The organism is Amycolatopsis sp. lyj-109, assembly GCF_046548995.1.
In the GTDB taxonomy this organism is placed as follows: Bacteria; Actinomycetota; Actinomycetes; order Mycobacteriales; family Pseudonocardiaceae; genus Amycolatopsis.
Map to the genome: position 1 here is coordinate 179,887 of NZ_JAJPWR010000002.1, position 15,304 is coordinate 195,190.

The following is a 15,304-nucleotide window of genomic DNA, read 5'->3' on the forward strand; positions in this document are numbered from 1 at the left end:
TTGCTCCCCATCACTCGTCGCCGAAAGCCAGTTGCACGAGGTCGTCGACGCCGAGGTCGGCGATCGACGGCTCCTCGGTCGCGACGGACGCGAGCGCGTGCCGCAGCCGGTCGCTGTCGCCGCTGTTCCCGTTGGCGCTGTTCCCGTTGGCGCTGTGCCCGTTGCCGTTGCTTTCCGGCACCAGCCGTGCGCTGAGATAACGGGCCACGGCCGCCGGGTTCGGGTAGTCGAAGACCAGCGTGGCGGGCAGTTTCAACCCGGTCGCCGCACGCAGCCGGTTCCGCAGTTCCACCGACGTCAGCGAGTCGAACCCGGTGTCCTTGAACGCCGTGTCCGCGCGCACCGCGTCCGGCCCGTCGTAGCCGAGGACGACCGCGACCTGCCCGCGCACCAGGTCGACGAGCACCGTTTCCCGCTCGGCCGCGGGCAGCCCGGCCAGCCCACGGTCCACAGTGGACACCGACCGCGCCTGCGTCCGGCTCGGCCGGACCAGACCGCGGAACAGGACCGGCACCGTACTCGCCCGCATCGCGGCGAGGTCGAGCTTGATCGGCACGAGCAGCGACTCGCTCGTCCGCAGCGCGAGGTCGAACAGCTCCAGGCCCTCGGCCCGGGTCAGTTCCAGGACGCCGTTGCGGCCGGCCCGCGCGTGGTCGACGTCGCTGAGGTGGGCGGCCATGCCGCCGCTGCGTTCCCAGAGGCCCCAGGCCAGGGACAAGCCCGGCAGGCCCGCGACCCGGCGGTGGGCCATCGCCGCGTCCAGGAAGGCGTTGGCCGCCGCGTACGGGCCCTGGCCACCGCCGCCCATCACACCCGCGACGGACGAGAAGACCACGAACGCGCCGAGGTCCCGGTCGCGGGTGAGCTCGTCGAGATGGCGGACCGCATCGACCTTCGCCGCGTACACGTTCGCGAGCTGCTCGGGCGTCAGTGCCTCGATGACGCCGTCCTCGAAGACGCCGGCGGTGTGCACCACTCCGGTCAGGTCCGGGAGGTCCGCGAGCAGGGCGGCCACCTGGCCGCGATCGGAGACGTCACACGCCGCGAAGGACACTTCCGCGCCGGTCAGTTCGCCGATCAGCTCCTGGGCGCCCTCGGCGGCCGCTCCCTGCCGGCTCGCGAGCACCAGCTTCCGCACGCCGTGCCGGGTGACCAGGTGCCGGGCCACCAATGCGCCCAGCGAGCCGGCGCCCGAAACCAGCACGGTGCCGTCCGGGTCGAACGCGGCGGGCGCGTCCGCGATCCGGGTGGCGCGGGCCAGCCGGGGCACGAGGTACGTCGTCCCGCGCACCGCGAGCTGTGGCTCACCGGAGGCCAGCACCGCGCCCAGCGGAACGTCGCCGTCGGTGTCCAGCAGGACGATCCGGTCCGGGTGCTCGGCCTGCGCGGACCGGACCAGGCCCCACACCGCGGCCGCGGCCGGGTCGGTCAGCGTGTGATCGCCTCCGGCAGGGACCGCCCCGCGGGTCGTCACGACCAGCCGGGATTCCTCGAACGCGGAGGCGGCCAGCCACGCCTGCACGACCTCCAGGGCCCGGGAGCTGACGGCCAGCGCCGTGTCTCCCCCGGCGGCTTCCCAGACCACCACCGGTGGTGCGTCCGCCTTCTCCGCCAGGGCCGCCACGTCGTCGGCGGTGTCGACCGGTACCCACGGCGGCAGTTCGGCGTGGGGCACAGCGGGCAGTTCGGTCCAGTCGACGCGGAACATCGCGTCGTGGCCCGCGTCGGCCGCGGCGCCCAGCTGCTCGGCCGAAACCGGGCGGGACACCAGCGACTCCATCGTCAGGACCAGGCCGCCGGTTTCGTCGGCGGCTTCGACCGACAGCGCGTCCGGGCCGCTCGGCGAAAGCCGGACCCGCAGGGCGGACGCGCCCGCGGCGTGCAGGACCAGGCCGTTCCAGGCGAACGCGAGCACCGGCTCGCCGGGCTCGCCGCCGACCGTGGCGGCCTGCAGGGCCGCGTCGAGCAGCGCCGGGTGGACGCCGAACCGGCCCGCGTCCTTGCGCAGCTCCTCGGGCAGGGCGACCTCGGCGAAGACGTCGTCGCCGCGGCGCCATGCCGACCGCAGCCCCTGGAACGCGGGGCCATACCCGTATCCACGCTCGGCGAGGTCGGTATAGAAGGTCTCGACGTCGATGCGCTCGGCGTCCGCCGGCGGCCAGGCGTGGAAGTCGGAACCGGGGTCTTCGGCGGGCGCCGAAGACAGGACGCCGGTGGCGTGCCGCGTCCAGGTTCCGGTGCCGCCGTCGCGCTGGGAGTAGACGTCCACCGTGCGTGCGCCGGTCTCGTCCGGGCCGCTCAGCGCGACCTGGACCCGGACGCCGCCCTGGGCGGGCACGACCAGCGGGGCCTCGATGATCAGCTCGTCGAGGGCGGTGCAGCCGGCTTCGTCACCGGCCCGCACGGCCAGTTCGGCCAGCCCGGAGCCGGGGAGGAGCACGACCCCGCCGACCGCGTGGTCGGCGAGCCACGGGTGCGTCCGCACCGACAGCCGTGAAGTGAAGACCAGGCCGTCGGACTGCGGCAGCTCGACGACCGCGCCCAGCAGCGGGTGGTCGGCAGCCACCTGGCCCAGCGAAGCCGCGTCGGTCGCGGCCTCGGCGGGCCGGAGCCAGTAGTGCCGGTGGTCGAAGGCGTACTTGGGCAGGTCGACCCGGCCCGTCCGCGGCAGGACCGCGGTCCAGTCGAGCGGGACACCCTGCACGAACAGCTCGGCCATCGACGTGAGCAGGCGGCGGAGGCCACCGTCGTCGCGCCGCAGCGACCCGGTCACCACCGCGTCGTCGCAGATTTCACTGAGCGGCTGGACCAGCACCGGGTGCGCGCTGACCTCGACGAACACGCCGTGGCCCTGGCGAACGAGCTCCGCCACGGCCGGCCCGAACCCGACCTGGTTGCGCAGGTTCCGGTACCAGTAGCCGCCGTCGACGACCCCGGCGTCGGTGATCCAGTCGCCGGTGAGCGTGGAGAAGAACGGCACCGCCGGCGCCTGCGCCTCGATCCCGGTCAAGGTTTCGGCCAGCAGGTCCTGGATGGCTTCGACCTGGTTGGTGTGGGACCCGTAGTCCACGGCCACCCGCCGGACGCGGACTCCCTGACCGGACAACGTCTCGACGACCTCGTCGAGAGCCTGGGCTTCCCCGGCGATCACCACGGAGGTGGGGCTGTTGACCGCGGCCACCTGGACCCGGTCGGCCCACGGCGCCAGCCACGCGGTCGCGTCTTCTTCGCTCAACGCCACCGAGGCCATGCCACCGCGGCCGGCCAGCCGGGTGGCGATCGCCTGGCTGCGCAACGCGACCACCTTCGCCGCGTCCGGCAGCGACAACGCACCCGACACGCACGCCGCCGCGATCTCGCCCTGCGAGTGCCCGGCCACCGCATCCGGCCGCACCCCCACTGACTGCCATACCGCGGCCAGGCCGACCATCACCGCGAAGCTCGCGGGCTGCACGACGTCGACGCGATCCAGCAGGTCGGACTCCCCGCGCAGCACGTCGAGCAGCGACCAATCGACCCACGGTGCCAGGGCGGCCGCGCATTCGGCGACTCGCTCAGCGAACACCGGCGAGGCTTCCAGGAGCTCCCGGCCCATGCCCGCCCACTGCGAGCCCTGGCCGGGGAACACCCACACGACCTTGCCCGGCGCCCCGGCCCGGCCGGTGACCACCGCGGCCGTGTCTTCTCCGCGGGCCAGCGCTTCCAGGCCCGTCACGGCTTCTTCGCGGGAGCCCGCGACGACGACCGCGCGTTCGGTCAGCGCGGCCCGCTCCGTCACCAGCGCCCGCGCCACCCCCGCCAGCGGCGTGTCACCCGCCACGACCCCGGCGAGCCGCCCGGCCTGCCCGGCCAGCGCCGCCGCACTCCGCGCCGACACCACCAGCGGCACCACGCCCGGTCGTGAGTGGTAATTCGGGTTAGAACCCGAATTACCACTCACGACAAGCCGCGGCAGACCAGCATCCGGAGCTTCCTCGATGATCAGGTGCGCATTGGTCCCGCTGACGCCGAACGCGGACACCCCGGCCCGACGCGGCCGCCCGTTGCGCGGCCACGCACGGGCCTCGGTCAACAACGAGACCGCACCAGCGGACCAGTCGACCTCGGGAGTCGGCTTGTCGACGTGCAGCGTCGGCGGCAGCACCTCGTGCCGCAGCGCCTGGACCATCTTGATCACGCCCGCGACACCCGCCGCGGCCTGAGCGTGGCCGATGTTCGACTTCAGCGAACCCAGCCACAGCGGCTGCTCCGGATCGCGGTCCTTGCCATAGGTCGCCAGCAGCGCCTGCGCCTCGATCGGGTCCCCCAGGGTCGTCCCGGTCCCGTGCGCCTCGACGACGTCCACATCGGACGGTTTCAACCCGGCCGCGGCCAGCGCCCGGCGGATCACCCGCTGCTGCGACGGCCCGTTCGGGGCGGTCAGGCCGTTGGACGCGCCGTCCTGGTTGACCGCGCTGCCGCGCAGCACCGCCAGGACCCGGTGGCCACGTTCGCGCGCCACCGACAGCCGTTCGAGGATGACCACGCCGACGCCCTCGGCCCAGCCGGTGCCGTCGGCCGCGGCGGCGAACGCCTTGCAGCGCCCGTCGACGGCGAGGCCGCGCTGCCGGGAGAACTCCACGAACGCGCCGGGGTTCGCCATCACGGTCGCGCCGCCGGCCAGCGCCATCGAGCACTCGCCCTGCCGCAGCGACTGCGCGGCGAGATGCATCGCGACCAGCGAAGACGAGCACGCCGAGTCGATCGTCACCGCCGGGCCTTCGAAGCCGAAGACGTACGACACGCGGCCGGACGCCACGCTCGACGACCCGCCGGTGCCCGCGAAGCCCTCCAGCTCCGGGGTGACGACGCTGTCCCCGGGGGCGACGTAGCCCTGGCCGAACATGCCGGTGAACACGCCGACGTCATTGCCCTTCAGCGAAAGCGGGTCGACCCCGGCGTCTTCCATCGCTTCCCAGGAGGCCTCCAGCAGCAGCCGCTGCTGCGGGTCCATCGCGACGGCTTCACGCGGCGAGATCCCGAAGAACCCCGCGTCGAACAGGCCTGCTTCGTGCAGGAACCCGCCGCTGCGCGTGTACGTCTTGCCCGGGGTGGCCGGGTCCGGGTCGTACAGGCTGTCCATGTCCCAGCCGCGGTCGGTCGGGAAGCCCGACACCGCGTCCCGGCCCTCGGCCACCAGCTGCCAGAGGTCCTCGGGCCCGGCGACCCCGCCCGGCAGCCGACAGGCCATCCCGACGATGGCGATCGGCTCGTCGAGGTCGGCCTTCGCGACCGTCGTGGCCACCGGCGTCTCCGCCGCGCCACCGAGTTCTTCGCGCAGGTGCCGGGCCAAGGCCTGGGGGTTCGGGTAGTCGAAGACGAGCGTCGCGGGCAGCTTCAGCCCGGTGGCGGCCCGCATCCGGTTGCGCAGCTCGACCGCGGTCAGCGAGTCGAAGCCGGCGTCCTTGAACGCGGTGTCCACGCGGACGGCGCTCGCGTCGGCGTGCCCGAGCACGGCCGCCACCTGCGCCCGGACCACGTCCAGGAGCAGGGTGAGCTGGTCGGCGGGGGTGCGCCCGGCCAGCCGGCCGGCGAGCCCGTTGTCCACAGTGGACGCCGAGCGGGCCTGCTGACGGCCCGCCCGGACCAGGCCGCGCAGCAGGTGCGGCACGGCCCCGCCCGCGGCGGCGTCGGCGCGCACCCCGCGCAGGTCCAGCTTGGCGGGCACCAGCAGCGACTCGCTCGAGCCGAGAGCGGCGTCGAACAGGTCCATGCCTTCGGCCTGCGTCATGATCTGCAGGCCGCCGCGGCGGCTCATCCGGGCCCGGGTGGCCTCGTCGGTGTTGGCGGCCATGCCGGTGCTCTGGTCCCACAGACCCCACGCCAGCGACAGGCCCGGCAGTCCGGCGGCCCGGCGGTTCGCCATCAGGCCGTCCAGGAAGGCGTTCGCCGCGGCGTAGCTGCCGCTGCCCGCGCCCATGAACACGGCCGAGACCGAGGAGTAGACGACGAAGGCGTCCAGGTCCCGGTCCCGGGTCAGTTCGTCCAGGTGTTTCACGGCCGTGGCTTTCGGCGCGAACACCCTGGCCAGCCGCTCGCGGTCGAGCGTCCCGATGACGCCCGCGTCGAGGACACCGGCGGTGTGCACGACGGCGGTGGGCCGGTGCTCGTCGAGCAGGGCCGCCACCTGAGCGCGGTCGGAGACGTCACACGCCACCACGGACACGTCCGCGGCCAGCTCGGCGACCAGGTCGGCCACGCCCTCGGCATCCCGGCCGCGCCGCGAAGCCAGCACCAGCTTCCGCACGCCGTGGCGTTCGACGAGACGCCGGGCCACCAGGCCGCCGAGCGTACCGGCGCCGGAGATCAGGACCGTCCCGTCCGGGCGGAACACGGGCTCCCCGCGCTGCTCCGCGCGGGCGATGCGGGGCACGAAGAACTTCCCGCCGCGCACCGCGATCTGCGGCTCGTCACTCGCCAGGGCCGGGATCTGGCTGTCGGTGTCGATCAGGAAGATGCGGTCCGGGTTTTCCGCCTGCGCGGCCCGGACCAGGCCCCACACGGCCGCCCCGGCGGGGTCGGTGACCGCGCCATCGCCGGCGGGCACCGCACCGCGGGTCACCACGACCAGGCGGGCGTCGTCGGCCGCGTCGGCAAGGAACCTCTGCACGGCTTCCAGCACGCGGCCGGTCAGTTCGAGAGGCTCCTCACCGAAGGCTTCGAGCACCTCGACCCGATCCGACGGCACCACACTGTCCGCAATGGACACTTCGGTCCAGTCGACGCGGTAGAGCGATCCGGCACGGGTCTTCCCGGCCGAGAGTTCCCGGCCCACCACCGGACCGGCCGTGACGACCAGCCCACCCGTTTCGTCGGCCGCTTCGAGGGACACGCCGGGCACCAGCCGCACCCGCAGGGCCGAGGCACCCGCGGCGTGCAGGACCAGGCTGTGCCACTCCGCCGGCTGCTCGTCGTCCGCGAGGACCGGCTGCAAGGCCGCGTCCAGCAGCGTGGGGTGGATGCCGAACGCGCCGGCGTCCAGCTCCTCCGGCAGCGCGACCTCGGCGAAAATTTCCTCGCCACGCCGCCAAAAACCATCGGCCTCCTGCGCACCGGCGGGCGGCCACACGGTGAAGTCGAACGGCTCGTGGGCCGGAGCCGTCGCGGACAGGTGCCCGGTGGCGTTCCGGGTCCAGTCTTCGTCGCCTTCGCGCTGCGAATACACCTCGACCGTGCGCTCGCCGCTCACCACGACCTGCACCCGCAAGCCACCGCTTTCGGGCAGGACCAGCGGAGCTTCGACGGTCAGGTCGTCGAGGACCGGGCACCCGGCTTCGTCACCGGCCCGCACGGCCAGCTCGACCAAAGCAGTACTCGGAACGCCGTCGGCCAGCCACGGGTGCGACCGCACCGACAGCCGCGAGGTGAAGACCAGGCCATCGGACTGCGGCAGCGGGAGAACCGCCCCCAGCAGCGGGTGGTCGGCTCCGGCCAGGCCGAGCGCGGGCGCATCGGCCGCGGCGGGCGGGCTGAGCCAGAAGTGCTGGTGGTCGAAGGCGTACGTCGGCAACTCGACGCGCGCGGGCGGCGCCATGGTGGCCCAGTCGACCGGGACACCGCGGACGAACAGTTCGGCCATCGACGTCAGCAGCCTTCGCAGGCCGCCCTCCTGCCGCCGCAGCGTGCCGGTGACCACGGCGTCGTCGCCGATTTCACTGATCGGCTGTACCAGCACCGGGTGGGCGCTGACCTCGACGAACACGCCGTGACCCTGCTCGATCAGCGCGGCGACGGCCGGGCCGAAGCCGACCTGGTTGCGCAGGTTCCGGTACCAGTACCCGCCGTCGACGACCCCCGCTTCGGTGATCCACTCGCCGGTGACGGTCGAGTAGAACGGCACCGCCGGCGCCTGCGCGGTGATCCCGGCCAGGGTCTCGGCGAGGATGTCGCGGATGTCCTCGACGTGCCGGGTGTGGGAGGCGTAGTCCACGGCCACCCGCCGTCCGCCGAGGGCTTCGACGGCTTCGGTGAGCGCTTCGGCGTCGCCCGCGATCACCACCGAGGCCGGGCCGTTGACCGCGGCGATCTCGACGCGGCCCTCCCACGGCGCGAGCCGGGCGGCCACCTCGTCGTGGCTCAGCTGGACCGAAGCCATGCCACCGCGGCCCGACAGCTCGGCCGCGATCGCCTGGCTGCGCAGCGCGACCACCTTCGCGGCGTCCTCAAGGGACAGTGCACCCGACACGCAGGCCGCGGCGATCTCGCCCTGGGAGTGGCCCAGGACCGCGTCCGGCACGACCCCGACCGAGGCCCACACGGCCGCGAGCCCGACCATCACGGCGAAACTGGCCGGCTGGAGCACGTCGACCCGGTCCAGGTCACCCTCGCCGCGCAGGACGGCCGGCAGCGACCAGTCGACCCACGGCTCCAACGCGGCCGCGCATTCGGCGATCCGCTCGGCGAACACCGGGGACGCTTCGAGGAGCTCACGGCCCATGCCGGCCCACTGCGTCCCCTGGCCGGGGAACACCCAGACGGTCTTGCCGGGTATCCCGGCCGTGCCGGTCACCAGACCGGTGGCGCTCTCGCCGCGGGCCAGCGCGGTCAGCCCGGCCCGGGCCTCCTCGGCCGAGCCCGCCACGACGACGGCCCGGTCGGTCAGCGTCGCGCGGGTCGACAGCAGGGCTCCCGCCACGCGGGGCAGCGAGACGTCCTCGCCGAGGAACGCCGCCAGCCGGCCGGCCTGACCGGCCAGCGATCCGGCGCTGCGCGCGGAGATCACCACGGGCAGCACGCCGTCGGGCACGTCCGCCTCGGAAGTCTCGTCGGCGGGCGCCTCTTCCAGGATGAGGTGGGCGTTGGTGCCGCTGATGCCGAACGACGAGACACCGGCGCGGCGCGGATGGCCGTTGCGGGCCCACTCGCGGCCCTCGGTCAGCAGCTCGACCGCGCCCGCGGACCAGTCCACCTGCTTGGTGGGTTCCTGCACGTGCAGCGTCGGCGGCAGGGCGTCGTGCCGCAGTGCCTGGACCATCTTGATCACGGCGGCCACGCCCGCGGCGGCCTGGGTGTGGCCGATGTTCGACTTCAGCGACCCGAGCCACAACGGCGTCTCGCGGTTCTTGCCGTAGGTGGCCAGCAGCGCCTGTGCCTCGATCGGGTCGCCGAGCGCGGTGCCGGTGCCGTGCGCCTCGACGACGTCCACTTCGGACGGTTGCAGGCCGGCCGTGGCCAGCGCGCTGCGGATCACCCGCTGCTGCGAAGGGCCGTTGGGCGCGGTCAGGCCGTTGGACGCGCCGTCCTGGTTGACCGCGCTGCCGCGGAGCACGGCGAGCACCCGGTGGCCGCGTTCCCGGGCCACCGAAAGCCGTTCGAGGACGACGATGCCGACGCCTTCGGACAGGACAGTGCCGTCGGCGCCGTCCGCGAACGCCTTGACCCGGCCGTCTTCGGCCATGCCGCGCTGCCGCGACATGCCGATGACGCCGATCGGCGAGCCCATCACGGCCACCCCGCCGGCCAGCGCCATCGTGCATTCGCCCTGCCGGAGCGCCTGCGCGGCCAGGTGGATCGCCACCAGCGACGACGAGCACGCCGTGTCCACCGTGACCGCGGGGCCCTCGAACCCGAAGGTGTACGACACTCGGCCCGAGGCGACGCTGCCCGCGGTCGCCGTGGTGACGAACCCTTCGAGTTCCGCGGGCATGTTGCTCAGGGACTCGAGGTAGTCGTGGATGGAGACGCCGGAGAAGACGCCGACGGCGTCACCGCGGGCCTTGGTCGGGTCGATGCCCGCGCGTTCCAGGGCTTCCCAGGACGCTTCGAGCAGCAGCCGCTGCTGCGGGTCCATGGCCAGGGCTTCGCGCGGCGAGATCCCGAAGAAGCCCGGGTCGAACAGCGCGGCTTCGTGCAGGAAGCCGCCCTGGCGGATGTACGCCGTGCCCGGGCGCTCCGGGTCCGAGTCGAACAGGCCCTCCAGGTCCCAGCCGCGGTCTTCGGGGAAGGCCGACATGCCGTCGCGGCCTTCGGCGACCATCCGCCAGAGGTCGTCGGGGCTCATGACGCCGCCCGGCAGGCGGCAGGCCATGCCGACGATGGCGATCGGCTCGCCCGCGTCCGCGGCGGTCGTGACCGGCGCGGCGGGCGCACCCGCCACGGTCTCGCCCAGTTCCTCACGCAGGTGGCGGGCGAGCGCGACCGGCGTCGGGTAGTCGAAGACGAGCGTGGCGGGCAGCTTCACGCCGGTCGCCGCGCTCAGCCGGTTCCGCAGTTCGACGGCGGTCAGCGAGTCGAAGCCGAGGTCGCTGAACCCGCGGGTGCCCTGGGCCAGCTCGGGGGCGTTGAAGCCGAGCACCGCGGCCGCCTCGGCCTGGACGATGCCCAGCAGGACGGCTTCCTGCTCCTCGGCGGGCAGCCCGGCCAGCTTGTGGACCAGGCCGCCACCGCCGCTCGCGGCCGCCGTCCGGGCCACCCGGCGGCTCGCGCGGACCAGGCCGCGCAGCAGGTGCGGGACCTCCCCACCGCTGCGCAGGGTCTTCAAGTCGAGCTTGATCGGCACCAGCAGGGCCTGCTCGGCGGCCAGGCCGATGTCGAAGATGTCCAAGGCCTCGGCGGGCGTCATGGCCAGCACGCCGCCGCGGCTCATCCGGGCCTGGTCGGTGGCGGACAGGTGCGCGGTCAGGCCGTCGGCCTGCTCCCACAGACCCCACGCCAGGGACACACCCGGCAGGCCCGCCGCGCGACGCTGGGTCATCAGGCCGTCGAGGAAGGCGTTGGCCGCCGCGTAGTTGCCCTGCCCGGCCGAGCCCATGAGCGCGGCCGCGGAGGAGAACACGACGAAAGCGTCGAGGTCGCTGTCGCGGGTGAGCTCGTCGAGGTGCTGAACGGCGTCGACTTTGGGCGCGAACACCCCGGCCAGCCGCTCCCGGGTCAGGGCGCCGATGACGCCGTCGTCGAGCAGACCCGCCAGGTGCACGATGCCGGTCGGGCGGTGCTCGGCCAGCAGGGCCGCCACCTGGTCCCGATCGGAGACGTCGCAGGCGACCACGGACACGTCCGCGCCCTGCTCGGTCAGCTCCGCGAGGAGGTCTTCCGCGGCCACCCCGCGACGGCTGGCGAGCACCAGGCGCCGGACTCCGTGCCGGGCGACCAGGTGCTTGGCCACGAGCGCACCCAGAGAGCCGGTGCCACCGGTGAGCAGGACCGTCCCGTTCGTGAAGGCCACCTTGAGGGACTTAGAGTCCGTGAAGGTGGCCTTCACGGCAGGCGAGGTGAGCCGGGCGAGGCGGGGGACGGAGCAGGTGGTGCCGCGCACCGCGATCTGCGGCTCGCCGGTGGCGATGACCGCGCCCAGCGGCACCTCGCCGTCGGTGTCGACGAGGATGATCCGGCCGGGGTTTTCGGCCTGGGCGGCCCGGACCAGGCCCCACACCGCCGCGCCGGCCGGGTCGGTGACCACACCGTCGCCAGCGGGCACCGCACCGCGGGTCACCACGACCAGCCGGGCTTCCTCGGCCGCGCTTTCGAGCCACGCCTGCACGGCTTCCAGCACCCGGCCGGTCAGCTCCAGGGCACTTTCACGTGAAAGTGCCCGTCCGCGGGCGTCGCCACCGAAGGCTTCGAGCACCTCGACGTGGTCCGCGGCCACGCTTTCGGTGGCCGGCAGGTCGATCCAGTCCACCTGGAACAGCGAGTCGCGTTCTTCGCCCGCCGCCGTCTCCAGCTGCGCGGCCGAGACCTCGCGGGACACCAGCGAATCCATGGTGACGACCAGGCCACCGGTCTCGTCGGCGGCCTGGAACGTCAGCGCGTCCGGGCCGCCTGGCGCGACCCGCACCCGCAGCGCCGACGCACCGACGGCGTGCAGGACCAGGCCGTTCCACGCGAACGGCAGCACGCTGCGGTCGTCGTCCGGGTTGGCGAAGGCGTTCGTGTGCAGGGCCGCGTCGAGCAGCGCGGGGTGCAGGCCGAACTTGCCGGCGTCCTCCTGGTGGTCGTCGGGGAGCGCGACCTCGGCGAAGACCTCGTCACCGCGCCGCCAAACGGCCCGCATGCCCTGGAACGCGCCGCTGTAGGCGTACCCGCGCTCGATCAGGTCGGTGTAGAAGTTCTCGACGTCGATCGGCTGCGCCCCGGCCGGCGGCCAGGCGGCGAAGTCGAAACGGCTCGGTTCCCGGGACGCCGACGCGCCGAGGAGACCGGTCGCGTGCCGCGTCCAATCGTCACCGTCTTCCCGCAGGGAGAAGACGTCGACCGCGCGCGAACCGGTTTCGTTCGGGCCGCTCACCGCGACCTGCACGCGCACCCCGCCGCGCTCGCCCAGCACCAGCGGGGCCTCGATGACGAGTTCTTCCAGGACACCGAAACCGAGTTCGTCACCGGCGCGCAGCGCGAGGTCGACGTAGACCGTGCCGGGGATCAGCACGACCCCGCCGATCGCGTGCCCGGCCAGCCAGGGGTGCGACTTCAGCGACAGCCGCGAGGTGAACACCAGGCCGTCGGACTGCGGCAGCGGGACGACCGCCCCGAGCAGCGGGTGGTCGGCGCCGGCCAGGCCGAGCGACCCGGCGTCGGTCGCCGACCCGCCCATCTGCAGCCAGTAGTGCTGGTGGTCGAACGCGTACGTCGGCAGCTCGACGCGCCGGGACGGCGGCAGCACGCCGGTCCAGTCCACGGTCACGCCGCGCACGAAGAGCTCGGCCGCCGAGGCCAGCAGGCGCCGGAGACCGCCGTCCTCGCGCCGCAGCGTTCCCGTGACGACGGCTTCGGTGCCGTCGACGAGCTCGTTGATCGGCTGGACCAGCACGGGGTGCGCGCTGACCTCGACGAACACCCGGTGGCCCTGCTCGATCAGCTCGGCCACCGCCGGGCCGAACCGGACCTGACGGCGGAGGTTGCGGTACCAGTAGCCGCCGTCGAGCACACCGGCGTCTTCGACCCAGCCGCCGGTGACGGTCGAGTAGAACGGGATTTCCGGGGCCTGCGCGCGGATCCCGCCGAGCATCTCGGCCAGTGCGTCCTGGGCGGCTTCGACGTGCCGGGTGTGGGACGCGTAGTCCACCGCCACCCGCCGGATCCGGACGCCCTGGTCGTCCAGCGCGTCGAGGGCCTCGTCCAGTGCCTCGGCGTCGCCGGCGATCACCACGGACGTCGGCCCGTTGACGGCCGCGACCTCCACGCGACCCGCCCACGACTCCAGCCGCGCGGCCGCGTCTTCTTCGCTCAACGCGACCGAGGCCATGCCGCCCCGACCGGCCAGCGAGGCCGCGATGGCTTGGCTGCGCAGGGCCACCACCTTCGCGGCGTCGTCCAGCGACAACGCGCCGGACACGCACGCGGCGGCGATCTCACCCTGCGAGTGGCCCACCACCGCCTCGGGCTCGACGCCGAGCGACGCCCACACCGCGGCGAGCCCGACCATCACGGCGAAGCTCGCCGGCTGCACGACGTCGACCCGGTCCAGCAGGTCGGCGTCACCGCGCAGCACGTCGGTCAGCGACCAGTCGACCCACCGTCCGAGCGCGGTCTCGCACTCGGCGATCCGCGCCGCGAACACCTCCGAGGAGTCCAGCAGCTCACGGCCCATCCCGGCCCACTGCGTCCCCTGGCCGGGGAAGACCCAGACGACCTTGCCCGGCGCACCCGAGCCGCGGCCGGCGAGCAGGCCGGGCGCGCTCTCGCCACGGGCCAGCGCCTGCAGCCCGGTCACGGCCTCTTCGCGGGAACCGGCGACGACGACCGCGCGCTCGCTGAGCACCGCGCGGCCGGCCACCAGCGTCCCGGCGACATCCGCCAGGGAGACGTCGCCGACCTCCGCCAGGCGTCCGGCCTGGGCCGCCAGCGAAGTGGCGGTCGCCGCCGAAAGCACCAGCGGCACCACACCCGCGGGCGCCGGCTCCGCGGCCGCCGGCTCTTCTTCGGGCGCCTCTTCCAGGATCATGTGCGCGTTGGTGCCGCTGGCGCCGAAGGCGGAGATCGCGCCGCGGCGCGGGTGGCCGTTGCGCGGCCACTCCCGGCCCTCGGTCAGCAGCTCGATCGAGCCGGCCGACCAGTCCACCTGGGGCGTGGGCGCGTCGACGTGCTGGGTCGCCGGGAGCTGCCCGTGCCGCAGCGACTGCACCATCTTGATCACACCGGCCACGCCGGACGCCGCCTGCGTGTGCCCGACGACGGACTTGACCGAGCCCAGCCACAGCGGCTGCTGCGGGTCGCGGCCCTGCCCGTAGGTGGCCAGCAGCGCCTGCACCTCGATCGGGTCGCCGAGCACCGTGCCGGTGCCGTGGCCCTCCACCGTGTCCACATCGGACGGGGACAGCCCGGCACTGGCCAGTGCCTTGCGGATCACCCGCTGCTGAGCCGGGCCGTTGGGCGCGGTCAGGCCGTTCGACGCGCCGTCCTGGTTGACCGCGCTGCCGCGGATGACCGCGAGGACCTGGTGCCCGCGTTCGCGCGCCACCGAAAGGCGCTCCAGCAGCAGCACGCCGACGCCTTCGGCCCAACCGGAACCATCGGCGGCCGCGGCGTAGGACTTGCAGCGGCCGTCGAAGGCCAGCGCCCGCTGCCGCGCGAAGCCGACGAACCCGCCCGGCGTGGCCATCACGGTCGAGCCGCCGGCCAGGGCCATCGAGCACTCACCGCGGCGAAGTGCTTGTGCGGCAAGGTGAATCGCCACGAGCGACGAGGAGCACATCGTGTCGACGGTGACGGCGGGGCCTTCGAGCCCGAGCGTGTAGGCGACCCGGCCGGAGGCGACCCCGCCCGCGGTGCCCAGGGCGCGCTCCAGGCTCATGAAGCCCTCGAACCCGCTGAGGTCCGGGGCGTAGTCCTGGTGGACGACGCCGGCGTAGACGCCGATGTCACTGCCCCGCACCGAATGCGGGTCGATGCCGGCCCGCTCCAGGGTCTCCCAGGACACTTCCAGGAGCTGCCGCTGCTGGGGGTCCATGGCCAGCGCCTCGCGCGGCGAGATGCCGAAGAACCCGGCGTCGAACTGGGCCGCGTCCTGCAGGAACGCGCCCTCCCGCACGTACGTCGTCCCGGGGTTGTCGGGGTCCGGGTGGTAGAGGCCTTCGACGTCCCAGCCGCGGTCGGAGGGGAAGCCCGTGTAGACGTCGGCGCCTTCCGACACCACCCGCCAGAAGTCCTCCGGGCCGCGGATCCCGCCGGCGTAGCGGCAGGCCATGGAGACGATCGCGATGGGCTCCGCGGCGGCCGCGGTGAGGGCGGCGTTCTCCTGCTGAAGCCGGACGTTCTCCTTCAGCGAGGCGCGCAGTGCGTCAACGATCTGCTCGTTCGGCGCGGACATGTTCTTCCTCCACGATTCGTT

Annotated in this window: 1 protein-coding gene; it reads right to left on the reverse strand. The window is 73.8% G+C overall.

The window, feature by feature from the left end; translation table 11 throughout:
- Window positions 1–10: 10 nt before the first annotated feature.
- Window positions 11–15,283, reverse strand: a complete 15,273-nt coding sequence (locus tag ACLJQF_RS04650; protein ID WP_410606953.1) for an SDR family NAD(P)-dependent oxidoreductase — start codon at window positions 15,281–15,283, stop codon at window positions 11–13.
- Between the last annotated feature and the right edge of the window lie 21 nt (window positions 15,284–15,304).

Bases quoted from the DNA above. Each gene is read 5' to 3' on its own strand.
- ACLJQF_RS04650 (WP_410606953.1), bottom strand. From the start codon at position 15,283: ATGTCCGCGCCGAACGAGCAGATCGTTGACGCACTGCGCGCCTCGCTG.